The organism is Pseudoalteromonas sp. S3785 (assembly GCF_005887365.1).
Lineage (GTDB): Bacteria > Pseudomonadota > Gammaproteobacteria > Enterobacterales > Alteromonadaceae > Pseudoalteromonas.
This window is the reverse complement of the sequence record NZ_PNCT01000010.1, coordinates 14,369-40,103: the sequence shown is the minus strand read 5'-3', so window position 1 is coordinate 40,103 and position 25,735 is coordinate 14,369. Positions and strand designations below refer to the sequence as shown.

Here is a 25,735-nt window from a genome sequence, read left to right as displayed (position 1 = left end):
AGTGATTATTTCTTACTAACTGCTGATACAACTTTGCTTGAAAGATCAGTTACTTCTTTAGGGTTAAAGTAAATAGTTGTGTCTTTAACTTTAACTTCATCGAAGTCGCCATCTTTAGCAATTTCTTCAATTGTTTTAATGATTAAACCTTGAACTTTAGCAAGCTCTTGGTTTTGACGTGCTTTAATTTCTTGCTCTAAAGGACGGCCTTTTTCAGCAAGGTTTTTTTGCATGCCTTGGATTTTATCGCGTAATGCATCTTTTTGAGCTTGGCTCATAGTAGTGCTTTCACGCTTAAATTTTTCTGCTTCAAAGCGGATATCGCCTTGTAGTTTTTCCAGCTCTTGACGACGCTCAGCAAACTCAGTTTGTAAAGACTGCTCAATTTTAGCCATTTGAGGAATTTGCTTGTAGATCTCTTGCATATCAACAATGCCTACTTTGTGAGCGAAAGCACTTGCAGAGGCGCCCATCATCAATGTTGCTAACACGGCTACTGCTGTTGATTTAAATAATTTTTTCACAAAAAACTCCTTTAGAAAGTGTTACTAATATTAAAGCTGATGGTCTTTGTATCGTCATCTTCTTCTTTTTGCAATGGATACGCAAAACTAATCAGCATTGGACCCATTGGAGAGATCCATTGTAAAGATAAACCGGTCGATACCCTAAAGCGCATTGGATCAGAGTAATCGTCCAACTTAGCACGCTCATCTGGCGCTAAGTTTTGGAAACGGTCAACGTTAAATTCAGTATCCCACACGTTAGCAGCATCTACAAAGAAACTGGTACGTACAGAGCTGGTGTTTTCTTCATCTAAGAACGGCGTAGGTACAATTAGCTCCATACCTGCAACCGCTTTTGCATTACCACCGATACGCCCTTGTGGTACTAAAATATCAAACTCTTCTGAGCCACCAATACTACCGGTTGTCGTCCCATCAGCATTTGGAGTACCAGGAATTGATAAAGGAATACGCGATACAGCACGAGGTAATATTGTATTACGGTCAAAGCCACGTAGTTCCATTTCAGTTATACGGAAGTACTCTTGGAACGGCAGTGTTTGCTCATAGCCATTAGTCGACCCATAGCCATTACCGTAACCAAGCGCTGCACGTGTTGAGAACACCCAACGGTGGTCATTAGAAATAGGCCAGTAAAAACGCGAATCATAGTTCAGTTTAAAGTACTGAAGATCTGAATTAGGCGTTGTGGCTGTTAAATTTAATGTTTGGCGCGAACCCGCTGTTGGGAATAAACCACGGTTAACGGTAATACGCGACCAACCAACGCTTAGCTCATATTTAGTAAAGTCAAAGCCAGCATCTGGGTTTTCTTCATCTAAGAAGGTTTCGCGAAGTACACGTGTTTGCTCGTACTCAGCAATTTCTGATAGTTCTTCTTGAATCCAACGTACACCAAAGTTAACACGGTTCACCGCATCAATTGGAAAGCCAATGTTGGTACCAATACCATAACTTGTTGACTTATAATCTACTAAGCTAAATTTACTGGCATCGTAGTTGTTGTAGAAAATACTGCTGCCTTGCGATACGCCATCTGGCGTAAAGTAAGGGTCGGTGTACGACAAGCTAATGCTTTCAGAACCTGTCGAGGTATTTAGATTTAAGCCAATTTGGTTACCCGTGCCTAAAAAGTTAGATTCGGTGACACCAATATTAAACTGTAAACCTGCATATGAACCATATGCTAAGCCCGCATTAAAGCTACCTGCCGATTGCTCTTTTACCGTAAAGTCTACATCAACTTGGTCATCCACACCCGGTACTGGTACTACGTTAAAATCAACAGTTTCCATGTACGGTAAACGTTGGATTTGCAGTTTTGAGCGCTCAAGGTTTTGATTAGATAACCATGCACCTTCAAGTTGTGTCATTTCGCGGCGAACTACTTCATCAGCGGTATTTTGGTTACCACCCACAATAATACGGCGAACGTATACACGTTTACCCGGATTTACCGACAGCGTAAGTTGCACTTCTTGTTTTTCATCGTCAATTTCTGGAATTGTACGAACTTCGGCATTGGCATAACCAAAGCGCGCTAAATAGCTTTTTATAAATTCTTCAGATGAAGTGACTACAGAGCCGTTATACAGCTCACCGGCGCGAAGTGGAATAACGCTTTTGATTAGCTCTTCTCGGCCAAGTAAATCACCAATAAAGTCAAAACCTTTAACCGTATATTTAACACCTTCAGTTAAGTTAGCTGTTACATACACTGACTCTCGCTCAGGGCTTACTGATACTTGCGTTGAATCAATATTAAAACGTAAGTAACCACGGTCCAGATAAAAACTACGGATTTTTTCTAAATCGCCTTCAATGGTTTGTTTTTGGTAACGGTCGCTACCCATAAACTGCCACCATGGTAAATCTTGTTGCGATTCAGCAAGCTTTAAAAGTTCTTCGTTAGAGAATAATTCGTTACCTACTAAGTTGATTTGACGAATAGAGGCGGCTTCGCCTTCGTCAAATTCTAGCTTAAGCTTTACACGGTTACGTGGCAGCTTAGTTACGCTAATATCAACGGTGGCGTTGTATTTACCAATACTGTGGAAAAACTCAACTAAGCCCTTTTCGATATTATCGATAACAGTTTTATCAAGTGGTTCACCTTGGCGAATATCTTGCTGATCGAGTGATTCGTTAAGCTGCTCATCTTTTATATCTTTATTGCCTTCAAACTCAATAAAGCTAATAGTAGGACGCTCAGTAACTTTGAAAATAACGTTATTACCATCGCGTAACGCTTTGATGTTGTCAAAGTGACCTGAACGATAAAGTGACTTTATTGTTTTTGAAATCGTATAGTCATCAACGTTATCGCCCACATTGATAGGAACATGCGTAAGTGCTGCACCAAGTGCTACACGTTGCAAGCCTTCAATTTTTAAATCTTCAACAATAAAGGAGTTTTGGCCTAGGGCTGCAAAGCTTGCACCCAATAAACTTGAAACTGCCAAATGTTTTTTTATAGCCATTTTATTATCTTTATCCTTTACAACTGTATTACCGCTTAACATCAAAACTAATAGTTAGTGATGCTTACAATCGTGTTCTAATTAGTAATTGTCACGCTGTAACTACAAACGCGATACATCATTGAACAAAGCGAAACATGTTAAAAATATGAGCAGCAAGGCGCCCACTTTAAAACCAAATTCTTGTGTCTTTTCAGAGACCGGCTTTTTACGGAAAAGTTCAATTATGTAATACATTAAGTGTCCACCATCAAGCACTGGCAGAGGCAATAAATTAAATACACCTAAGTTAACGCTAATTAGCGCTAAAAAGCTTAAAAAGGCAACTAGTCCGTAGCTTACGCTAGTTCCTGCCCCAACTGCAATGCCCACAGGACCACTTAAATTTTTAACCGAAACCTGACCTGTAATTAAATTACCAATCATGTCAAAGCTAAGCGTTATAAGGCGCCAAGTCTCTTGAGTACCACGAGCAATACTATCAAGCGGACCAAAGCTTCTGGTCTCAACATAGCCCTCAGGCCAAGGCTGAACAACCGGCGCAACGCCTAAAAACCCTTGCTCAACACCTTGTTCATTAATACGCGATTTAGGCGTTACTATTACGCTATTTATACTATCTTGTCTTTTTACACTAAATTGTAAAGATTTGTTAGCCGATTGCGTAATAAGATTAACTAATTGCTGCCAATCGCTTATTGTTTCACCATTTACGGCGATAATCGTATCGTTAACTTGTAAATTTGCCACTTCGGCAGCAGAGTTTTTAGTAATAGCCGCAATCGTTAATGTGGCTTGGGGTCTAAAGGGGACAATACCTAACGAACTCAGTGGTGGCACATCTTGTTTATCAAGCTTCCAACCTTCGACGTTGAGTATTTTTGTTTGCTCTTGGTAGTTCTGATTACGCACAACAACGGGCACGCTTTGTTCACCTAAGCTCGACATAAGTGCAAACGTTGCATCTTGCCAAGTAGTAATATCATCACCGCCAATTTTAATGATTTGCTCTGAGGGCATAATGCCCGCCTGCTCTGCACGGCTTCCTTCGGTAATGCTACCTACCACAGGTTTTACCGACTGTACGCCCACCATATACATAGTAGCAAGCGCTACAATGGCGAATAAAAAGTTTGCCAACGGTCCGGCGGCAACAATCGCTATACGCGCCTGAACAGATTTAGCGTTAAATGATAAATGACGCTCACTTTGAGGTACTTCATCAACACGCTCATCAAGCATTTTAACGTAGCCACCCAGTGGGATAGCAGCTATTACATATTCTGTATTATACTTATCGTGCCATTTTATAAGTGGTTTACCAAAACCAATTGAAAAGCGCAGTACTTTAACGCCCATCTTACGGGCAACCCAGAAGTGTCCATATTCATGAATAGCAACTAAAATACCTAACGCTAAAATAAACGAGCCAAGGTTCCAAAAAAAATCTAACATATTAATGAATCACTTTTGTTACTAGCTGCGCCGCACGTTCACGGGCTAATTTGTCACACTCTAAAATTTCTTCCAAACTTTGTACGTTCGTAAATGTCGCATCGTCGAGTGTTTGTGCATTAATTTTATAAATGTCAGTAAAGCCAATTTGACCTTTTAAAAATGCCGCAACAGCAATTTCGTTTGCCGCGTTAACGGTGGTAGTTGCACCTTGCCCGGCACTGCACGCGTTAATAGCGAGTTGTAAATTTGGATAACGGTCGAAGTCGGGCTTAGTAAACGAAAAATCACAAAGATCCGAAAAGTTTAGTGGCTTCACGCCAGCATCTATCCGCTCAGGATAAGCAAGCGCATGCGCTATAGGCGTGCGCATATCAGGGTTACCCATTTGCGCTAAAATAGAGCCATCGTGGTATTGCACCATAGAATGAATAATACTTTGCGGATGAATAACCACGTCAATATCGCTGGTATCGCAGTTAAATAACCATTTTGCCTCAATAAACTCTAGGCCTTTGTTCATCATGGTGGCTGAATCTACCGATATTTTTTGTCCCATAGACCAATTAGGGTGCGCGACGGCTTCGCTAACTGTTACATCTTTTAAGGTATTAATATCACGCGTTAAAAAAGGCCCACCTGAGCCGGTAAGTAAAAGTTTGCTTACGCCATTTTCTTGTAAACTTTGATCAGCATTTGCGTTTTGAAGTGAGTGAGGTAAGCACTGAAAAATAGCGTTGTGCTCGCTATCAATGGGTAACAATGTGGCTTTGTGCTGTTTTACCTTATCAATAAACAATTGCCCTGACATAACCAACGATTCTTTGTTGGCCAGGAGTACTTTTTTACCGGCCTCAACAGCACTTAGTGTAGGCAGTAAACCGGCAGCGCCCACAATAGCCGACATAACGGTATCTACATCAGGGTGGGCACATAAATCGCTCATAGCCTGCTGTGAATGCATTACTAAGGTTTGGCATGGCGTATTATTTAAATAAGACGATAGTTGCTCTGCCGCGCTTTGTGTAGCCATAACTGCATATAACGGTTCGTGCTCAATACACAGCTCAGCCATTTTTTTTGCATTATTGCCTGCTGTTAAAGCAAATACGTTAAATAACGTTTTATTTCTTGCGACTACGTCTAATGTGCTTAAACCGATTGAACCTGTGGCGCCTAAAATAACAAGTTGTTGCTGTTGGCTCATAAACTCAAGGTCCATGCATAACACATTACAAACATAGGTGCTGCAGCAGTTAAGCTGTCGATTCTGTCTAAAATACCGCCATGCCCAGGTAAACAGCGGCCGCTGTCTTTTAGGCCTGCTTCACGTTTAAACATACTTTCGAGCAAGTCACCAACAGCTGAAAATAAAGCGATAAATGCGGTCATTAAGGCATAAATAGGCCATACAGAAAAGTCCACACCAGTGAAGTGACAAAATGCTAAAACAAATATAATTGATGCAACCACACCGCCGGCTAGACCTTCGATGGTTTTGTTTGGGCTTACCTTTGGCATTAACTTGTGCTTACCAAAACTTTTACCTGTAAAGTAAGCCCCTACATCGGCACTCCACACAATACCCAGTACAACTAAAATCAGTACCGAGCCAAAATGCGTTGATTCAGCGTATTGGGCGCTGCGTAAGGTGTTAAGTGCTAGCCAAAGAGGAACCAAGGTAAGCAACCCTGCAATACCACGCATTACTAGGCCTTCGTTCCATGCTTTAGCCATAGCTGGGTAGCGCCAAATTAAATAACTGGCCACAATCCACCATGCAAACGAGAGCGTAAACAGGTAATTAGCATCACCAACCAACTGGCCGTTTTGCCACAAAGACTCTATTGGCCAATGTAAATTTAATAGCGCCAATAAGGCGGCGATTAACACGACAAATGCGCCGCGCTTTAATTTTCCACACAGACCCATAAATGCAGACCACTCCCACGCGCCAAGTAAAACAATAATACCGGCGAAATAACTAAACAGTGTTAGTGGAGTATAAAAAACCAAGGCTAGCGCTAACGGCGCTAATACAACCGAGGTTAAAATTCGTTGTTTTAACAAAATTGTGACCCTTATTCTATTTTAGGTTTGAGCGAGTAGTTGTTTTATTTGTTCGCCCGTGCAACCAAAACGTCTTTCTCTGGCAACGTAGCACGCAATGGCCTCTGCAAATGCGGCTTCGTTAAAATCAGGCCAAAGAGTGTCGGTAAAGTAAAGTTCCGCGTATGCAGCTTGCCATAGTAAAAAGTTACTAATACGAACATCACCACCCGTGCGAATTAATAAATCCGGCTCGGCTTGGTCTGCCATGCTCATATGCTGTGCTATGCGCTCTTCTGTAACATCCTCAGCCTTGAGTTGTCCGTTTTCAACTTGTAATGCAAGTTGCTTTGCTGCATTTACCATATCCCATCTACCGCCATAATTAGCGGCTACATTTAAATGCAAACCGGTGTTATCTGCTGTTAGTTCATGCGCAGCGTTTACTTTGCTACGTAAACTTTCAGAGAATCGTGATAAATCTCCAATAATGGTCAGTTTTACATTATTTTTATGAAGCTTTTTGACTTCCTTTGTTAAAACAAACAAAAAAAGCTCCATTAACGTGTTTACTTCGTCTTCGGGGCGGCGCCAGTTTTCACTACTAAAAGCAAATAAGGTTAACGATTGTATCCCTAATTTAGTACAAAACTGAACAGATTGACGAACTGCGTCCACGCCTTTTTTATGCCCGAACACACGAGGTCTATTTCTAGCTTGTGCCCAACGCCCGTTACCATCCATGATGATGGCAACATGTTTAGGTAAGCATTGCTGTGAAATTGTGTCAGCGTCTAGAACCATAAATATTGAGTATTCCATAAAAAAACGCCGCCTAGTATACCCTAGACGGCGTTTCAAAACTAATATATTTCATAACCTACATTGAGGTTATTTAGCTGCTTAGATTTCCATCAATTCAGCTTCTTTAGCAGTTAACTGCGTATCCATTTCTTTAATGAATTTATCTGTAAGCTTTTGAATTGTATCTTCTGCTTGACGCGCTTCATCTTCAGAAATTTCTTTATCTTTTAATAACGATTTAATATCGCCGTTAGCATCACGACGAATGTTACGCACAGCAACACGGCCGCTTTCTACTTCGCCACGTACAATTTTAATCAAATCTTTACGACGCTCTTCTGTAAGCGGAGGAAGTGGCACACGAATTACCGTACCTGCAGACATTGGGTTTAAGCCTAAGTCAGACGCCATAATTGCTTTTTCTACAGCTTGCGCTAAAGACTTATCGAATACGCCAATAGCTAGAGTACGAGAGTCTTCAATTGTTACATTAGCCACTTGGTTAAGTGGTGTATCAGCGCCGTAGTACGATACCATGATACCGTCTAATATTGCCGGATGAGCACGGCCCGTACGGATTTTTGATAATTGACTACCTAGTGCTGCTACACTTTTTTGCATGCGCTCTTGCGCATCTTTTTGAATATCGTTAATCACGGTTTAATCCTAATTATTTGATTACTTCATCTGAGGCTTGTGAAGAGATAAGCGTGCCTTCTTCTTCACCCATAATTACGCGTTTTAACGCGCCTGATTTATTCATGTTAAATACGCTCAATGGCATATTATGATCGCGAGCGAGTGTAAACGCCGCTAAATCCATTACTTTTAGTTCTTTATCAATGATTTCATTGTAGCTTAAATGACGATAAAGCGTGGCATCTGGGTTTTTAACCGGATCATCACTGAATACCCCATCAACCTTAGTGGCTTTAATTACCGTGTCGGCTTCAATTTCAATACCGCGTAAACACGCAGCAGAGTCAGTGGTAAAGAACGGGTTACCTGTGCCTGCTGAAAAAATAACAACGCGGCCAGATTTCAATAAGCTAATTGCTTCGGCCCAGTTATATGCGTCACATACGCCGTTTAGTGGAATTGCCGACATTAAACGACAATTAACAAATGCACGGTGTAGCGCATCACGCATTGCAAGGCCATTCATTACCGTTGCAAGCATACCCATGTGATCGCCCACTACGCGGTTCATGCCAGCCTCAGCTAGCGAGCCACCACGTAAAAAGTTACCACCGCCGATAACCAAACCCACTTCTACGTCAAGCTCTACCAGCTCTTTAATCTCTTGAGCCATACGATCTAATACTTTAGGGTCGATGCCGAAGCCTTCGTCTCCCATTAAAGCTTCACCACTTAATTTAAGAAGAACACGTCTAAAAATAGGTTTACGATTGATAGTCATAGTATTGGGGCCAACTTTTTATTGAATTATGGGTAAAAAATAACCGCGCTTATGATAAACATAAAAGCGCGGTTATTTTAAAGAATTTCTAAGCGTGACGCAAAAGCAAATAGTACTTTAATGGCATCTAATTTCCTTATGCATCACAAATAGTTAATCTTACTCGCCTTTAGCAGCTGCAATTTGAGCAGCAACTTCAGCAGCAAAATCTTCTTCTTTCTTCTCGATACCTTCACCAACTTCTACACGTGCGAAGCTAGTAACTGTTGCGTTTTTCTCTTTAAGAATTTCGCCAACAGATTTTTTAGGCTCCATGATGAAAGCTTGACCAGTAAGAGAAACCTCACCAGTAAATTTCTTCATGCGGCCAACAACCATTTTTTCAGCGATTTCAGCAGGCTTACCTTCGTTCATCGCGATGTCGATTTGTACTTGCTTTTCTTTTTCAACAACGTCAGCAGGTACATCTTCAGGCGTTAAGTACTCTGGGTTTGATGCAGCAACGTGCATTGCAATGTGCTTAAGAGTCTCTTCATCAGCAACACCTGCAACAACAACACCAATACGCTCACCGTGACGGTATTCAACAAGTGTTTCGCCAGTGATGTACTGAAGGCGACGTACGTTGATGTTTTCGCCAATCTTAGTTACTAGCTCAACACGGTCTTCTTCAAACTTAGCTTGTAAGTCTTCGATAGTGATTGTTTCAGCGATAGCAGCGTCAGCAACTTTGTTAGCAAATGCTAAGAAGCTTTCGTCTTTTGCTACGAAGTCAGTTTGACAGTTAACTTCTACAAGTACTGCAACACCATCGTTTTTCTTGATGATGATAGTACCTTCAGCAGCAATGTTACCTGCTTTTTTAGCAGCCTTTGCAGCACCGCTCTTACGCATGTTTTCAATCGCTAACTCGATGTCGCCATCAGTTTCAGTTAACGCTTTTTTACAATCCATCATGCCAGCGCCAGTACGCTCGCGTAATTCTTTAACTAGGGCAGTAGTTACAGCCATTAGTAAATCCTCAAATCAGGTATTAGATAAGCGGGTAAACCGCTCTACAAGAATAGCAAGTCTTCACCTTAAAAAGGTGAAGACTTGATGACAGCTAATTACTCAGCTTCTACAAAGTCGTCTTTCTCAGCTTGAGCAACGATGTTGTTCTCACGACCTTCAGTGATAGCAGCTGCAACAGAGCTAGTGTAAAGGTTGATTGCACGGATAGCATCATCGTTACCAGGTACGATGTAATCAACACCGTCAGGGTTAGAGTTAGTATCAACGATTGCAACAACTGGAATACCTAGGTTGTTAGCTTCACGGATAGCAATGTGCTCGTGATCAGCATCGATAACGAAGATAGCGTCTGGAAGGCCACCCATGTTTTTGATACCGCCAAGGCTCTTTTCAAGCTTTTCCATTTCGCGAGTAAGCATTAACGCTTCTTTCTTAGTTAACTTCTCGAAAGTACCGTCTTGGCTTTGCGCTTCAAGGTCTTTAAGACGCTTGATTGACTGACGAACTGTTTTCCAGTTAGTTAACATACCACCTAACCAACGGTGGTTAACGAAGAACTGGTCGCTTTGTAAAGCAGCTTCTTTAACTGCTTCGCTTGCTGCGCGCTTAGTACCAACGAAAAGAACTTTACCTTTGTTTGCAGCAGCACTTGATAAAAACTTAAGTGCGTCGTTGAACATTGGTACTGTTTGCTCAAGGTTGATGATATGTACACGGTTACGTGCGCCGAAGATGAAAGGCTTCATCTTAGGGTTCCAGTAACGTGCTTGGTGACCAAAGTGAACACCAGCTTGAAGCATATCGCGCATTGAAACGTTTGCCATTTTGTAAATCCTCTATGTAGTTTAGGGTTAGGCCTCCACATATCCCATAGCACCAACACCGAAGTATTTAAACTTCAAATGCACCCAAGTGTATGTGACGATACGTGTGTGTGTTAAAATAAAATTGTGTTTGCCTTAAATACAAAAAATCATTTAAGAATTTATTTGTAAAAAGACGGCGCGCTTTATACCATATTAAAATTAAATACTCAACGTCGCGTGCAAAATTTGTGCGACGATAAATGTTAAAAAATGCAACTTTGGAGCCTCAATGAGCGCTGTGATCAAGACCCCTGAAGAAATTGAAAAAATGCGTGTAGCCGGGCGTTTAGCGGCAGACGTACTTGAAATGATTGAACCACATGTAGTGCCGGGTGTGACTACTGATGAGCTAAATACAATTTGTCATGATTATATTGTAAATGTGCAAGATGCTATCCCTGCGCCGTTAAATTACCACGGTTTTCCTAAGTCGGTATGTACCTCTGTAAATCATGTAATTTGTCATGGCATTCCAAATGACAAACCGTTAAAAGATGGCGATAGCGTCAACATTGATGTCACCGTAATTAAAGATGGATACCATGGCGATACCTCTAAAATGTTTCATGTAGGTACACCTAATATTCAAGGTAAGCGTCTTGCACAAGTAACACAAGAAAGCTTATACCTTGCCATAAAAATGGTAAAACCTGGTGTGCGTTTAGGCGATATTGGTGAAGCAATCCAAAAATACGCTGAGAGCTTTAATTACTCTATTGTACGTGAATACTGCGGCCACGGTATAGGTAGCGAATTCCACGAAGAGCCACAAGTAATGCACTACGGTAAAGCCGGTACTGGCGAAACCCTTAAAGCGGGTATGTGTTTAACAATAGAGCCAATGGTTAACGCAGGTAAGCGCCAGTGTAAACTTTTAAAAGATGAGTGGACTGTTGTTACACGCGACCGTAGTTTGTCTGCACAGTGGGAACATACCTTATTAGTGACTGAAAATGGTGTTGAAATTTTAACGCTGCGATCGGATGATACTATCGACAGGATTATCGAACACTAATAACAAAACCACAGCATATGATAAGTACAGCTTGTTATATGTGAAAGGTTCAATAAGGAGCCAGCCCACGTGGCATTACCCAACAAAGTAAAAAAGTTGCTTAGCGATGCTGAGCAGCTGAGCGATTATCGCGATTGTTCTAGCTATTTTTATAAGTGGTTACATAACGAATTCTCTAAGCAACCAGTTGGTAATTTAATTAATGCCCGGGCAGAGTTTATAGACCGCCTGCTAATTAAACTGTTTCATGTTTACGATTTAGCTCATGAACCTGATCTAGCCCTTATTGCTGTGGGCGGTTACGGGCGTGGCGAGTTACACCCCTACTCCGACATTGACTTTTTATTGCTCGTTACGCAACCGCCTAGCGAGCAAATCTGCGAAAAAATAGGCCAGTTTGTTACCATGCTTTGGGATCTCAACCTTGAGATAGGCCACAGTGTGCGTACCATTGAACAAGCCATAGAGCAAAAGCGTGAAGACGTTACCTTTGCTACCAGCTTGCTTGAAAGTCGCCTTATTTTTGGTAACCACATTGAGTTTGAAAAACTTAAAACACATATTATCGAGACCCCCGTTTGGCGCTCCGGCGAATTTTTTGTGGCCAAAGTACAAGAGCAAAACTTACGTCATAAAAAATGCCATGGCACAGCGTATAACCTAGAGCCAAACATTAAAGAAAACCCAGGTGGACTGCGCGACTTGCAAACCATTATTTGGGTTGCTAAAAAGCACTTTAGAGCCGAAACCTTACAAGAGCTCATTAACCACGGCTACTTAACGCATGAAGAGTTTCAAGAGCTTTCAGAGTGCCTAGAAAACCTTTGGAATATTCGCTTTGCATTGCATTTAGCCGCTGGGCGCTCAGAAAACCGCTTACTGTTTGACCACCAACCCAACGCCGCAGAAATACTCGGGTTTGGAAGTGATGGTAAAGCGTCAGTTGAGCGTATGATGAAACGCTTATTTAGAATAATGAGCCGCGTACGCGAGCTTAATCAAATGCTGTTATCTTACTTTGAAGAAAGTATCATGCCAGAGAGCAGCGAAGCACCAGTAATTGAGTTAGACAAAGACTTTGAACGTGTTGGCCACCAAATAAGGGTTAAAAACCCATCGGTATTTTTTAGACGCGATCAACTGTTTGTTTTGTTTGAGCATATTGCCGACAATCCCGAAATTACGCATATTTACCCAAGTACTATTCGTACCATTAGGCAAGTACGCAGGCGCCTATTAGGTGATTTACAAGATTATGCGGCATGTCGCGAAGCATTTATGCGTATTGTAAAACACCCAAACGGCATGGGCCGCGCATTTACGCTCATGCACAAGCACGGCATGTTGGCCGCCTATTTACCACAGTGGCGTAATATATTTGGGCAAATGCAGTTTGATTTATTTCATGCCTACACGGTAGATGAGCACACCCATAAATTAATCAATAATATTTACCAATATTTTGATAAATCTAAAGTGAGCGAGTTTCCTATTTGTAGTGAAATAGTAACCCGTATGGATAAGCCCGAGCTGCTTTATTTAGCGGGTATTTTTCATGATATTGCGAAAGGCCGTGGGGGCGATCATTCAGAGCTTGGATCGGTTGATGCTATTGCTTTTTCTAAATTGCATGGTTTCCCCTCATCTGATGGCAAGCTTATTTCGTGGCTCGTTGGTAACCATTTACTTATGTCGGTTACAGCACAACGTAAAGATATAAATGACCCAGGTGTAATTAAAGACTTTGCATCACGGGTAAAAAATGAGCGCCAGCTCGACTACCTCTATTGTTTAACCGTTGCCGATATACGCGCTACCAACGATAATTTATGGAATGATTGGAAAAACACGTTACTGCGCGAACTCTACCTGCATACTCAGCGCGCATTGCGCCTAGGGCTTGAAAACCCAATGGATCAACGCGACCAAATACGCGATAAAAAACACCAAGCTAAACAGCGCTTACTTAATTTGGGCTACCTAGAAAACCAAATTGATTTAATTTGGAGCCGCTTTAAAGCCAATTACTTTACTGCCTTTAGCGAGCAGCAAATATCATGGCAAAGTGAACACCTATTAAAATGCGCAGACTTGAGCCTACCCAGTGTCATTGTTTCTGATAAAGCAATGCATGGTGGCACGCAAGTGTTTGCTTATAGCCCCTACTCTGGGCCGTTATTCGCTCGCTTAGTTAGCGTAATTGGTTCTAAAAAGGCGCAAATACAACACGCGCAGGTGCTTACAACTAAAGATGGCTACGCCCTATTTAACTTTGTAATACTTGAAGTGAGCGGCGACCCTATTGCAAGTAGCCGTGCTCAGTCAATTAAACGTGGGCTTGAGCAAGCACTGAACGAGCCACGTAAAAAAATACGCTTTAAAAAGAATCGCTCGCAACGATTTAAAGACTTTAATATTAAACCCAAAATTGTACTGCGCCCGCACGCGCGTAAAGATCGCAGCCTAATAGAAATTCAAGCTGTAGATATACCCGGTTTACTAACCAAAATTGCCGAAGTTTTCCAAGCGCATTTATTGCACATTCACGCTGCCCGTATCACAACGGTAGGTGAACGTGCTGAGGATTTCTTTGTCGTATCAAATAACGAATACCAAGCGCTGACTGATGAAGAGCAAGCCAAAATTCATCAGGCATTACGTAAAAAATTCAACGCCGAAACAGAATAAGGACACACCATGTCAGATTTAAAAACGATGATAGAAAACGCGTGGGACAACCGCGACAACATTAGCCCAAGCACCGTGTCTAGCGATGTTAAACAAGCTATTATCGATGCACTAGAACTACTAGATAGCGGCGCTGCCCGCGTTGCTGAAAAAATATCAGGCGAATGGGTTGTACACCAATGGCTTAAAAAAGCCGTTTTACTGTCGTTTCGTATTCGCGACAACCAACCAATGAACGACGGCGTAAATCAGTTTTACGACAAAGTACCGCTTAAATTTAGCGACTATACGCCGGAGCAGTTTCAGCAAGGCGGTATGCGCGTAGTACCCAATGCGGTAGCCCGCAAAGGCAGCTTTGTAGGTAAAAATGTGGTACTTATGCCATCGTACGTAAACATTGGCGCATTTGTAGACGAAGGCACCATGGTTGATACATGGGCCACAGTGGGCTCGTGTGCACAAATTGGTAAGAACGTACATTTATCGGGTGGTGTTGGCATAGGCGGCGTTTTAGAGCCACTACAAGCTAACCCAACCATCATTGAAGACAACTGTTTTATTGGCGCACGTTCTGAAATTGTTGAAGGCGTAGTCGTAGAAGAAGGCGCTGTAATTTCAATGGGCGTTTACATCAGCCAAAGCACCCGTATTTACGACCGTGAAACTGGCGAAATTCACTACGGCCGCGTCCCAGCAGGCGCAGTAGTAGTACCAGGCGCACTCCCATCAAAAGATGGCACCCACAGCCTGTACGCTGCAATTATCGTGAAAAAAGTAGATCAACAAACACGCGAAAAAGTAGGCATCAACGCCCTACTACGCTCAATTGATGATTAAAAGAAGCTGTAAGCGTAGGTTGGGTTGAGTGAAACGAAACCCAACGATACTTTAAAGTTAAGTATATAAAAAGCTCTAAGCCCTTTGGGTTTAGGGCTTTTTGTTTAAATTAGAGTTTATCTCTCAAATAACTAAACTGTTGGGTTTCTCTGTGCTCAACTCAACCTTAAATCAAAGCAATATACGCATACAAACAAACGACTGAATTAGCCAACACACCAAAGATATAATAAGGTAGTAAAGCATACTTGAAAGTTAGCAATTAATATTAAGGATTAATATGACAAAAACTGCTTTACGCTCAACTATTTTGCTACCGGTATTTTTGCCCGCGGTATTTATTATTCTGCTTTTGGTCATTGGTACAAGTAGCAACCCTGAACTGGCAGGGCAAGCATTCAGTGTCGCCCTCAAGTGGATAACAGAAACCTTTGGCTGGTTTTATATGTTATCAGTTGCCATCTTCTTAGTTTTCATCGTTTGTGTTGCCGCCTCCAGCTGGGGAAATATCAAGCTGGGCCCTGATCATGCACAGCCGCAATACAGCTTTGGTGAATGGTTTGCCATGCTATTTTCGGCCGGTTACGGAGTCGCATTACTTTATTTTGGTGTCGCAGAGCCCGTACTCCATTACGCATCTCCGCCCGCCGGCGCCGCAGAAACCGTTGATGCCGCTAAGCAGGCTATGCAAATTGCGTTTTTTCATTGGGGTTTTCATATATGGGCAATCTATGGGATTGTTGGTTTAGTGCTTGCTTACTTTGCATTTCGCCATGGTCTTCCGCTGTCTATTCGCTCAGCCTTGTATCCACTTATTGGTGATAAAATATATGGTCCTATTGGGCACACTGTTGATGTGTTTGCCATATTAGGCACGCTATTTGGTATTGCCACAACATTAGGGCTGTCGGTTACTCAAATTAATGCAGGGTTACACTACTTATGGCCAAGCATCCCTATTAATACCACAGTACAAATTACCGCTATTGTTATTATTACTGCAGCGGCAACGTTTTCTGTAGTGGCAGGTATGGATAAAGGTGTAAAGCGTTTATCTATAATAAACATGACACTTGCCGTATCGTTAATGGCCTTTGTGTTTTTTATTGGCCCGACTATTCATATTCTTGAATCGTTTTTACAAAATACCGGCAGCTACCTCAGTGGTATTGTTGAGCGTACTTTTAATTTACAAGCCTATAGCCGTAGTGATTGGATTGGTAACTGGACTCTATTTATATTTGGCTGGACTATAGCGTGGGCCCCCTTTGTTGGTATGTTTATCGCTAAAATTAGCCGCGGACGAACCATTAGGCAATTTGTAGTTGGCGTGATGCTAGTTCCGACTATTTTTACCTTTTTATGGTTTTCTGTGTTTGGTGATACCGCGCTAAATTTAATAATGAATGAAGGGTTTAATACATTAATAACCGATGTTCAAGCAAACCATGCCGTTGCATTATTTCAATTATTTGAAGTGCTACCTTTATCGTTTATTATTTCGCTACTGACGGTTATTTTAATCATTACCTTTTTTGTTACATCATCTGATTCGGGCTCGTTAGTTATTGACTCCCTCGCCTCTGGCGGGAGTATAGATACGCCTGCATGGCAACGAGTGTTTTGGGCTGTGCTTGAGGGCGCCGTAGCCGCTGTTCTATTAGTAGCGGGTGGGCTTAGCGCGCTACAAACCATGACCATAGCCAGTGCCTTACCCTTTGCTATTATTATGCTTATTGCAACTGCAGGACTTTGGCGCGCACTTACCATTGAAGGGCACCGCGATACGAGCTTACAAGCACATGCGCTCAATAGCCGCAATGTTAACCTATCACATTGGAAGCGCCGATTAGCCGCTATGGTTAATTACCCTAATAAGGAAAAAGTGCATACTTTCATTAGTAGTGCGGTGGTACAAGCAATGCAAGCAGTCCAAGCAGAATTAAAAGCACGCCAGTGGCATGCAGAGGTCGATTTTGATTCTGACTTAGGCCGCGCCCATTTAACAGTACTACGCCATGATCATGTTGATTTTGTGTATGATATCCGGCTCACTGAGCACTCAATGCCAAGCTTTGCCTACACAGAGCTAAAGCCTGATGGTGATAACACCGAGATGTATTACAAGGCAGATGTTTTCTTGCGCCGCGGTGGCTTATCTTACGATGTATATGGCTACAGTGAAGATGATATTGTGAAGGACATTCTTGATCAATTTGAGAATTACTTACACTTTTTAGGTAATAGCCCAGGGGAACTTCCGTGGGATATGGCCGAACACGATGACATGTTAAATAGCGAAAAACCTTAAATAAGCGCTTTATTTAACTACGTAATTTTGTTGCGATAAAAAAGCACTTATAAAAATAAGTGCCTTTTTAATCTGCTCAATTAATTTTTTAATTACAGCGCGTTAAATACGTCGTCTGTTTTAGCTGCGCAAATAAAGTCGTTTTTGTGTAGGCCTTTAATTGAATGGCTCCACCATGTAACCGTTACTTTACCCCACTCGGTTAATAAACCTGGGTGATGGCCTTCATCTTCTGCCATATCGCCTACTTTGTTAGTAAACGCCATAGCTTGCTTAAAGTTTTTAAACTTATAAACACGCTCTAGCTGCATGATGCCGTCGCGTACCTCGGGTACCCAGTCTGGGATTTTAGTAATTAATTGTGCAAGCTCTTCGTCAGATACTTTTGGTGCATCTACGTGGCAAGCTTCGCATTTTTGTTCACTTAATGAAGACATTTTAAATCCTTACTTTAGCGTTTCTTTTTAAATTAAAGTTAACTGGCTAATTTTTCTTTTGGTGGAAATTTTGGGTCGTGCAAACCAAGCGCTTTAGCTTGCTCAACCAAAGACATAATGTCCATTTGCGATATATCAAACAGATCATGAATCGAGTTAATGGTGTAGTACTGTGGTTGCATAATATCAATACGGTACGGCGTACGCAGCACATCAATGACGCTCATGGGCGTTATCTCTGGTGTATCTGAATACACGTATTGCGTTTCACCCGGGCTTGATAAAATACCGCCGCCATAAATGCGTAGGCCGTTTTCGGTTTGCATTAAACCAAACTCAACCGTAAACCAATACATACGCGCAAGGTACACGCGATCTTTTTTCTGCGCTGCGTACCCTAATTGGCCATATTTGTGTGTGAATTCGGCAAAGTCAGGGTTGGTTAACATGGCGCAGTGGCCAAATATTTCATGGAAAATATCTGGCTCTTGAAGGTAGTCAAACTCTTCACGGCTACGAATAAACGTGGCTACCGGAAATTGTTTGTTTGCCAACAACCTAAAAAACTCATCAAAATCGATAAGCGCAGGCACAGGCGCTACTTGCCAACCAGTAGAGGCAAGAAGCACTTCGTTAAGCTCGCTTAACTGCGGTATACGATCCAGAGGTAGGTTTATTTTTTTAAGCCCCTCCATATATTCATCGCACGCTTTGCCTTCTATGCACGCAAGTTGGCGTGCTACAAGCTCAGACCAAATTTTATTTTCTTCTTCGCTCCAATGTATAACACCATTTTCATCAGGTGTTTTAGAGGTGTACTTACTTGCTTTAGCCATAATAACCTTCTTGGGGTTAAGCCCTAAATGTGTGTCAGTGTGATACTCAAGATGAGTGAATATCTAATGCAGCCATACTATGCAAAAGTGAAGAAAAGTTTAATAGTTAAGCGTATATCGACATTTGGCACGATCACCTAAACTGTAAATTTAAAATTACACAAAAGGAACGAATAGTAAACACCTCCATTTATAAAGGCCTTAAAAGCCAAATGTACCGTATACAATTAAATACACTTAACCAATTTTAGTAAAAGCTTGGTTTAAATCACTAATAATGTCGTTAACATCTTCAAGCCCTACTGAGAGCCTTATTAAGCCATCACTTATGCCTGCGGCTGCTCGCTCCTCGGGTGTATAAGGCGAGTGAGTCATTGATGCAGGGTGTTGAATAAGCGTTTCAGCATCACCTAAACTTACAGCAAGCGTGCAAAGCTTCATGCTATCAATAAACTGCGCTCCCTGAGCAAGGGTGCCTTTAATTTCAAATGCAATAACGCCACCTGCAGCTTTCATTTGATTGCCTATGTATTTGTTACCAGGATGCGATTTAAGCCCGGGGTAATAAACAATATTAACCTGTGGATGCGCCTCTAAATATTCGGCAACCGTTTGCGCGCTTTGGCAGTGACGCTCCATGCGTATGGCTAAGGTTTTTAAGCCGCGGTTTATTAGCCAAGCGTCGTGCGGGCTTATGGTGGCACCAATATCTTTAAGTACTGTCATTTTTATTAAGGTAATGTGCTCTTGCGTTCCGCACACAAGCCCGGCTACTACATCACCATGGCCGTTTAAATATTTGGTGGCGCTATGCATAATAATATCTATACCGTACTGCTTAGGTGATTGCAGTAATGGTGTTAAAAAGGTGTTGTCGACCACACTTATTAAATTGTGCTCTTTTGCAACTGCGCCAATCAGTGCCAAATCAATAACCGCCATAGTGGGATTAATTGGCGTTTCTACAAATATCATTTTTGAATTAGGTTTAATGGCAGCGCGGAGTTCGTCTTCGCAGGTCATATCAACAAACGTGACTTCTATTCCCCAGCGCGGCAACATATGTGCAAAAAACGCGAATGTACAACCGTACAACGCACTTGATGCAACAAGGTGATCGCCCTGCGATAAAAAGCTTAATACCGATGCCGAAACAGCGCCCATACCTGTAGCCGTTGCCGCTGAAGCTTCGCAGCCTTCTAACTGTGCTACTTTTTGCTCAAGTTCGGTGGTGGTTGGGTTACCTAAGCGGGTGTAAATATAACCTGGCTCTTCGCCTGCAAAACGAGCAGCGCCTTGTGCGGCGTTTTCAAAATGAAAGGTAGAGGTTTGATACAAAGGTGACGTGAGTGCGCCGTGCGGATCGTTTGCTTTTTGTGGGCCATGAATACATTGGGTATTAATATGATGCTTGCTCATTGTGGGATCTCGTTTTTATTATGTGTGTCAATTACATAAATAAAACGCACCGCAGTTTAAATCACAAGCATGCCGGATGCTCAGACGGCTATTTGTGCAAAAACCGCTCAGCGCGGTTTTGTACACAAATATTGCCACGCTGTTTTAGGGTCTGTTGATCTTTGCGGGTTAAAACTTGTTCAAACTAGGGGCTATTTAATCGCGGCGCGAGGTTTGTAACCTAGTAGACTCGATAACTGCTCCTGCGTTATTCTAATGACTTACATCCATGTAAGAATAAGTAAAAACCGAGCAACAAAGAGTAAATAGCTCCTAGGAAGAACCCTTTGGGCAGCGCCTGTTTGGCATACATGCTACGTTATCGCCCAATTATGGGAAATAACCACACTACATAGGCTCTGCCTTACCTAAATACCAAACAGACTGCTGCAAGTTTAACCTTAAAAGTTCAACAGACCCTATCGCGTTGGCTCGCCCTTTTTTCGGTTCATAATTTTACTGGCGATACTTTGCACTGTGCCTTTTAACAAGCTGCGTTTATTTTCAAGCCTTGGCAGTGGGCGGCTAAGCTCCATTGCTTTGTAACCAATACGCGCTGTAAAAATACCGGCGCTTACACCTTGTGCAGCACGCCCCGAAAGCTTGCCTAAAAGCTCAGCACTTAACGCTGTGGCTGCTAAATCAGATACAAGCTCAGCACTACCTACAAACATCACTTGTTTTATTAGCATTCGGTAGAGCTTAATGCGGCTTGCGTAACCAAAACCAATGCCATAAATTTTACCAATTTGCTCAATTAACTTAGTACCGCGCCAAAGCACCGCCATCATGTCCACCAGCGCAAGGGGGCTTAGGGCAACAAGCAAGGCTGACTCTGTCGCAAAGCGGTTTATCAGCTTTTTAGCTTGCGTGTCTTGGGTTATAAGTAAGCTATTGGCGTAAAGGGTCATTATTTCTTTATCGCTATGATGGGTAGCTACTTGGTTTTTAAACGCCTCGAAGTTGTCGAGCTGTTGGTGCTTGTTTAGCTTTTCAAGCCAAGGTAATGCGCCGCCTACTTGCTCACTATTTAAAAGCCTATCGGCTTCATGGCGGTGTAACTGATTGCGCTTTAAACTGCGCAGCATTCTGTATTCGCGCCAGAGCATGCGCCCAATTAATAGCACACCACTTACCACGGCTGTTAAATAAACGCCGCCTAAAATTACCGATTGCTGAAATGCAAATACTAACGAATATGCAAACTCAAGTAGCACTAACACTAAAAAGCTTATAGCAAACACCCCTTTAAGCGTTTGCCACTTAGATTTTTTATATACCGGCTCTAGGTCTATTTCTTCATCAAGAAGTTCTTCTTCAGGCTCTTCAATGTAATCACTTTGACCTTGAGTAATTATTTTTGCAGGGGCAAGCGTTGCCTCAACCTGCTCATCAGCTTGGGTATCAATTCGCCTACCCGCCTGAAATGTTTGCTGTGTGTCGTTCATGATAATTTGTCTCCTAACAGATACTGCATCACATGATCAAGGCGAATATGTTTAAGTTGCTTATCGGGGTTTGGCATAGGTGAAAACGATAAAAACTCAAAGCCCTGCGCTGGCCACTCGTTTTTATTAAGCATGCGCTTTGGTGGCTGTGGAGGTAAATAAGTAAGCCAGTCTTGCTCGTTAAGTGGTTTGCCATAAATACAATCTAACGTTTGGCCTTTATCGGCCACTTGGCGCGGCTGCGTTGCAGCAATTGACGACATAGCCATGGTTTCTATTTGTACACCGTCAAACTTTAAGTGATTACTTTGCTCATGTACGAGTGAATCCAGTAGCAGTGCTAAGTCTTTATGATGTTTAGCACTGATATGATCTGACTTATTAGCTGCAAAGAGTATTTTATCTATGTTGGGTTTAAATAAGCGCTTAAAAAAACCCGACTCGCCGTAATTAAAGTGAGCAAGTAATTGGTTTATAACACTACTTTGCTCTTGGAGTGTTTCGTGGCCTTCGTTTAAAGCGCTGAGTACGTCTACCAACACAATTTGGCGGTCAAAGTGTTTAAAGTGCTCATTATAAAATGGCTTAACCACTTCTTTTACATAGGCGTTAAAGCGCTTAATTAAATGCGCTAAGTTAGAGCCAGGCACTACCTCATCACTTTTTATATGCTGTGCATTTACTGGAAAAAACAATAACAGCGGCGCACCTTGTAAGTCGCCGGGCATAAGCATTCGCCCAGGTTGTAACATGGCAAGCTTAGTATCTTTTTTAAGCCCTACCAGCATACTTTGATAAAGCGCTGCAATGCGTGCAAGTAAGCTTTCATCTACAGGGGCATTTAAATCAAGCTGTTCAAGCGCGTTTATAAATTCAGTAGAGGCGTTTACACGCGGGTAATGTAGTAACAGCGGGTATTGTTGCTCGCACCACTGGCTATAGCTTTGCTCAAGCATGGGTAAATCAAGTAGCCATTCACCTGGGTAGTCAATAATATCTAAATACAGCGTAGATTGCGGCGAAAAATGTCCACGTAACCCTGAGGCACTTTGGTATTTAATGGCCAAACGCAGGGTGTTAATACGCTCGGTTGATGCAGGCCATGTAGGCTCCCCATCACTTGGGAGTAAGGCATTAAGCGCCCGCGGATAGTCAAACGTAGGCACTTTTAATGCCTCTTGCGGTACCACTTTAGTGGCTATGTGGCGGTGCTCTCGCATTACATCAAAAAACGGTAGGTTTTTATCATCACTTTGTGTTGTAAGGTGCTTAACAAGTGCAGTAATAAACGCGGTTTTACCACTACCACTTAGGCCGGTTACGGCCAATTTTACGTGTTGATCTAAACTACGATGAAGGGCTTTTTGGGCTGAACCTTTAATGCTTTTAAAGGTTTTTTTGGCAAATGAAGTGCTACTCATAATGGGCTAGCACTTCATTGATGCTGTTAATCACCGAATAAAGTGCTATTAAATCCTTTAAAGTTTGTTGATTTCACGGCTAACCGTAAATTCGCTTGAAGTAACATGGCGCTCCATATCTTGAAGGCGCGTGTCTATTCGCGCTAAACGCTCTTTTAAGTCTTGCAAAGCGCGGCGCGGTGGCTCGCCTTTTTGCCAAACTTTAAATTTAACTTCTAGCGGATCGTCAGTTTTAGTTGAGCTACTTGTATGTATAGTTGTGGGGTCTTTTTTATCTAAAATAAACCACGCTGCAATATACGCTACCACAAATAATGGGCCACCCGTTAGCAGTACCGCACTAACAAAAATAATGCGAACTAACCATAACTCCATATTAAAGTAGTCACTTAATCCCGCACATACACCGGCGATTTTACCGCGCTGTGGGTCTCTTAATAATTCGCGTTTGGCACTCATACTTTGCGTCTCCATTGTGGTGACTCTTGATCGAGTAATGCTTCAAGGGTTTCTACTCTATCAGCCATTTTTTCGGCCTTGTGGGCAAGTTCCAATAACTGGCGATGTTCATGCTCACTTAACCCTTGGCTCACTTGCTTTTTGCTCCGGTAATGTAAAATTAACCACAGTGGCGCAACAAAAATCATGAACAAGATAAAGGGTGCAATTAGTATCTCTGGATCAAACATAATCCTCTCCTGACAATCCGTATTCGATGTTTAAGCAGTGGGGCACTTAAAGTACCCCTTTATAAGTTATTTATCAGCTAGCTTCTTTTTAAGTTCGGCAAGCTCATCATCTATCTTTTCATTTTTTTGTAGGTCGGCAATTTCATCTGCAAGCGACTTTTTACCTAAATCGTAAGACTCTATTTGAGATTCTAGTCCATCAATTTTAGTTTCGTAACGCTCAAAGCGATTAAGTGCATCTTCTACCTTAGAGCTATCAAGCGCTTTTTTCACTTCAAGGCGCGACTCAGCCGAACGTTGGCGTAAAATAATTGCTTTTTGACGTGCTTTAGCATCGGCTAGCTTTTCTTGTAGTGTGGTCACTTCTTGTTGAAGTTTCTCAATGTGAGACTCTACATGCTCAAGCTCAGACTCTACTGCCGCCACCGCTTCTGCCGATTTTTGCTTTTCAAGTAATGCTGAACGCGCTAGATCGTCGCGGTCTTTACTCAGTGCAAGCTCTGCTTTGTCTTGCCAGTCGCTTACTTGTGCTTTTAGTGTGTCTACACGACGTACTAATTCTTTTTTCTCAGCCAGTGTTTTAGCTGACGTAGAGCGAACCTCTACCAATGTGTCTTCCATCTCTTGGATAATAAGACGAACCATTTTTTCTGGGTCTTCTGCTTTATCTAAAATGGCATTGATATTAGAATTAACAATGTCTGCAAAACGCGAAAAAATTCCCATAACATTTACCTCTGTAATATAAACTTAGTTGGTCTGCTGTAACTAGTATCAATATGCTTGCCAACTTTTTAAAATCTAAAATACACTTTATTTTCATTAAGTTAAACTAAATATACAAATTCCTTTAGTTATCCCTGATTATGAAATACACTAACTGTTAGCAAAAATGACCAAGAGTTAGGAAAAATGAGCCAATATCGCCAACAGGATAATTTACTCGGCCAATCTGATAGCTTTTTAGCTGTACTTGATCAGGTATCGCAGTTAGCTAATTTAGATAAGCCGGTGCTTATAATTGGCGAACGAGGAACCGGTAAAGAGCTTATAGCCGCCCGTTTGCATTTTTTATCAAAGCGTTGGGATCAAAACTACGTAAAGCTTAACTGTGCAGCCCTTAACGAAAACCTCCTCGAAAGCGAATTATTTGGTCATGAAAGTGGTGCATTTACCGGAGCAAGTAAACGTCACGAAGGCCGATTTGAGCGCGCTAACAGCGGTACTTTATTTTTAGATGAGTTGGCTAATACTTCCGCTATGGTACAAGAAAAGCTTCTTCGTGTTATTGAATACGGCGAATTTGAACGTGTGGGCGGTAAACACACCGTAAAGGTAGATACGCGTTTAGTGTGTGCCACCAACGAAGATTTACCCCACCTTGCTGAGCAGGGCAAATTTAGAAGTGACTTACTTGACCGCTTAGCTTTTGATGTTATTACCCTGCCCCCACTGCGAGAGCGTCAAGACGATATTATGCTACTTGCCGAGCAATTTGCGATGAATATGGCCCGCGATTTAGAATGGGAGTTGTTTAGTGGCTTTACCCGCAGCGCCACCGAAACCCTGCTAAATTACGACTGGCCAGGTAACATTCGGGAGCTTAAAAATGTAGTTGAACGAAGTTTGTATCGTCATGGTAATGAACACATTCCCGTTCACCAAATTATTTTAGACCCATTTGAAAGCCGGTTTAGGCCCAAAGCGCGTATTAAAGCCCCAATTGCAGCACCAAGTGCATCGCCTGAGCCTATAGTCGTTACTGCGCCTAGTAGTGAAGCGAGTAACTCGCGTAGTGCCCCGATTGAGTTCCCTTGTAGCTTAAAAGAGCGCTCTAACGAATTTGAAATAAATATGATTAATAAAGCGCTTGAGCATAGCCAATTTAATCAAAAGAAAACTGCAGAAATCCTCGGTTTAACGTATCATCAATTACGTGGTTATCTTAAAAAATACAATTTATTAGAAGATAAATAGTTA

Annotated in this window: 23 protein-coding genes; 5 read left to right on the top strand and 18 right to left on the bottom strand. The window is 42.1% G+C overall.

Annotation, left to right across the window (positions count from 1 at the left end):
- Positions 1 to 5: 5 nt before the first annotated feature.
- The 10 genes from CWC17_RS03380 to rpsB all read right to left on the bottom strand — a co-directional run bounded on the left by CWC17_RS03380 (position 6) and on the right by rpsB (position 10,573).
- Positions 6 to 524 carry an OmpH/Skp family outer membrane protein gene (locus CWC17_RS03380; protein ID WP_138612079.1) on the bottom strand — a complete coding sequence of 173 codons (519 nt, stop codon included), beginning with the start codon at positions 522 to 524 and terminating at the stop codon, positions 6 to 8.
- Between the two features lie 11 nt (positions 525 to 535).
- A complete protein-coding gene (bamA, locus tag CWC17_RS03375) occupies positions 536 to 3,007 on the bottom strand; it encodes an outer membrane protein assembly factor BamA (RefSeq protein ID WP_055018260.1) in 2,472 nt (823 codons plus the stop codon).
- Positions 3,008 to 3,109: 102 nt separating this feature from the next.
- On the bottom strand, positions 3,110 to 4,462 hold the full coding sequence (rseP, locus tag CWC17_RS03370) for a sigma E protease regulator RseP (RefSeq protein WP_055016163.1): 1,353 nt from the start codon (positions 4,460 to 4,462) through the stop codon (positions 3,110 to 3,112).
- 1 nt (position 4,463) lies between these two features.
- A complete protein-coding gene (gene ispC, locus CWC17_RS03365; RefSeq protein WP_138612078.1) occupies positions 4,464 to 5,669 on the bottom strand; it encodes a 1-deoxy-D-xylulose-5-phosphate reductoisomerase in 1,206 nt (401 codons plus the stop codon).
- The gene (locus tag CWC17_RS03360; protein WP_138612077.1) at positions 5,666 to 6,532 is read right to left on the bottom strand and encodes a phosphatidate cytidylyltransferase; all 867 of its coding nucleotides are present in this window, start codon (positions 6,530 to 6,532) and stop codon (positions 5,666 to 5,668) included. Before CWC17_RS03360 ends, ispC begins: the two co-directional genes overlap by 4 nt.
- Positions 6,533 to 6,553: 21 nt before the next feature.
- Positions 6,554 to 7,333, bottom strand: coding sequence for an undecaprenyl pyrophosphate synthase (gene uppS, locus CWC17_RS03355; protein ID WP_055016166.1), 780 nt, complete (start codon positions 7,331 to 7,333; stop codon positions 6,554 to 6,556).
- Positions 7,334 to 7,414: 81 nt separating this feature from the next.
- On the bottom strand, positions 7,415 to 7,972 hold the full coding sequence (frr, locus tag CWC17_RS03350) for a ribosome recycling factor (protein ID WP_055016167.1): 558 nt from the start codon (positions 7,970 to 7,972) through the stop codon (positions 7,415 to 7,417).
- A 13-nt stretch (positions 7,973 to 7,985) separates the two neighbouring features.
- Positions 7,986 to 8,735: a UMP kinase gene (pyrH, locus tag CWC17_RS03345; protein WP_055016168.1), complete on the bottom strand. Its 750-nt coding sequence runs from the start codon at positions 8,733 to 8,735 to the stop codon at positions 7,986 to 7,988.
- Between the two features lie 159 nt (positions 8,736 to 8,894).
- Positions 8,895 to 9,746: a translation elongation factor Ts gene (gene tsf, locus CWC17_RS03340; RefSeq protein WP_055016169.1), complete on the bottom strand. Its 852-nt coding sequence runs from the start codon at positions 9,744 to 9,746 to the stop codon at positions 8,895 to 8,897.
- A 98-nt stretch (positions 9,747 to 9,844) separates the two neighbouring features.
- On the bottom strand, positions 9,845 to 10,573 hold the full coding sequence (gene rpsB, locus CWC17_RS03335; protein WP_004586918.1) for a 30S ribosomal protein S2: 729 nt from the start codon (positions 10,571 to 10,573) through the stop codon (positions 9,845 to 9,847).
- 238 nt (positions 10,574 to 10,811) lie between these two features.
- On the opposite strand from rpsB, the gene map reads away from it, so the two are divergent.
- The 4 genes from map to CWC17_RS03315 all read left to right on the top strand — a co-directional run bounded on the left by map (position 10,812) and on the right by CWC17_RS03315 (position 17,466).
- Positions 10,812 to 11,630: a type I methionyl aminopeptidase gene (gene map, locus CWC17_RS03330; RefSeq protein ID WP_268795581.1), complete on the top strand. Its 819-nt coding sequence runs from the start codon at positions 10,812 to 10,814 to the stop codon at positions 11,628 to 11,630.
- Between the two features lie 69 nt (positions 11,631 to 11,699).
- Positions 11,700 to 14,318: a [protein-PII] uridylyltransferase gene (gene glnD / locus CWC17_RS03325; protein WP_055016170.1), complete on the top strand. Its 2,619-nt coding sequence runs from the start codon at positions 11,700 to 11,702 to the stop codon at positions 14,316 to 14,318.
- A 9-nt stretch (positions 14,319 to 14,327) separates the two neighbouring features.
- Positions 14,328 to 15,155, top strand: coding sequence for a 2,3,4,5-tetrahydropyridine-2,6-dicarboxylate N-succinyltransferase (gene dapD / locus CWC17_RS03320; RefSeq protein ID WP_055016171.1), 828 nt, complete (start codon positions 14,328 to 14,330; stop codon positions 15,153 to 15,155).
- A 280-nt stretch (positions 15,156 to 15,435) separates the two neighbouring features.
- A complete protein-coding gene (locus CWC17_RS03315) occupies positions 15,436 to 17,466 on the top strand; it encodes a BCCT family transporter (protein ID WP_138612076.1) in 2,031 nt (676 codons plus the stop codon).
- Between the two features lie 92 nt (positions 17,467 to 17,558).
- On the opposite strand, the gene CWC17_RS03310 is transcribed toward CWC17_RS03315, so the two are convergent.
- The 8 genes from CWC17_RS03310 to pspA all read right to left on the bottom strand — a co-directional run bounded on the left by CWC17_RS03310 (position 17,559) and on the right by pspA (position 24,481).
- Complete coding sequence (locus CWC17_RS03310) at positions 17,559 to 17,903, bottom strand: 4a-hydroxytetrahydrobiopterin dehydratase (RefSeq protein ID WP_055016173.1); 345 nt, start codon at positions 17,901 to 17,903, stop codon at positions 17,559 to 17,561.
- Positions 17,904 to 17,941: 38 nt separating this feature from the next.
- Complete coding sequence (gene phhA, locus CWC17_RS03305; RefSeq protein ID WP_055016174.1) at positions 17,942 to 18,739, bottom strand: phenylalanine 4-monooxygenase; 798 nt, start codon at positions 18,737 to 18,739, stop codon at positions 17,942 to 17,944.
- Between the two features lie 237 nt (positions 18,740 to 18,976).
- Positions 18,977 to 20,158 carry a methionine gamma-lyase gene (megL, locus tag CWC17_RS03300; RefSeq protein ID WP_138612075.1) on the bottom strand — a complete coding sequence of 394 codons (1,182 nt, stop codon included), beginning with the start codon at positions 20,156 to 20,158 and terminating at the stop codon, positions 18,977 to 18,979.
- Positions 20,159 to 20,616: 458 nt separating this feature from the next.
- Positions 20,617 to 21,645: a TIGR01620 family protein gene (locus CWC17_RS03295; protein ID WP_138541628.1), complete on the bottom strand. Its 1,029-nt coding sequence runs from the start codon at positions 21,643 to 21,645 to the stop codon at positions 20,617 to 20,619.
- Positions 21,642 to 23,066: a YcjX family GTP-binding protein gene (locus tag CWC17_RS03290; protein ID WP_138612074.1), complete on the bottom strand. Its 1,425-nt coding sequence runs from the start codon at positions 23,064 to 23,066 to the stop codon at positions 21,642 to 21,644. The genes CWC17_RS03295 and CWC17_RS03290 overlap by 4 nt, the downstream gene beginning before the upstream one ends.
- A 57-nt stretch (positions 23,067 to 23,123) precedes the next feature.
- On the bottom strand, positions 23,124 to 23,525 hold the full coding sequence (gene pspC / locus CWC17_RS03285; RefSeq protein ID WP_138541630.1) for an envelope stress response membrane protein PspC: 402 nt from the start codon (positions 23,523 to 23,525) through the stop codon (positions 23,124 to 23,126).
- A complete protein-coding gene (gene pspB / locus CWC17_RS03280) occupies positions 23,522 to 23,755 on the bottom strand; it encodes an envelope stress response membrane protein PspB (protein WP_004586907.1) in 234 nt (77 codons plus the stop codon). The genes pspC and pspB overlap by 4 nt, the downstream gene beginning before the upstream one ends.
- 66 nt (positions 23,756 to 23,821) lie before the next feature.
- Positions 23,822 to 24,481: a phage shock protein PspA gene (gene pspA / locus CWC17_RS03275; RefSeq protein ID WP_004586906.1), complete on the bottom strand. Its 660-nt coding sequence runs from the start codon at positions 24,479 to 24,481 to the stop codon at positions 23,822 to 23,824.
- A 186-nt stretch (positions 24,482 to 24,667) separates the two neighbouring features.
- Here pspA and pspF point away from each other — a divergent pair, with 186 nt between their 5' ends.
- A complete protein-coding gene (gene pspF / locus CWC17_RS03270; RefSeq protein ID WP_138612073.1) occupies positions 24,668 to 25,732 on the top strand; it encodes a phage shock protein operon transcriptional activator in 1,065 nt (354 codons plus the stop codon).
- Positions 25,733 to 25,735: the final 3 nt, after the last annotated feature.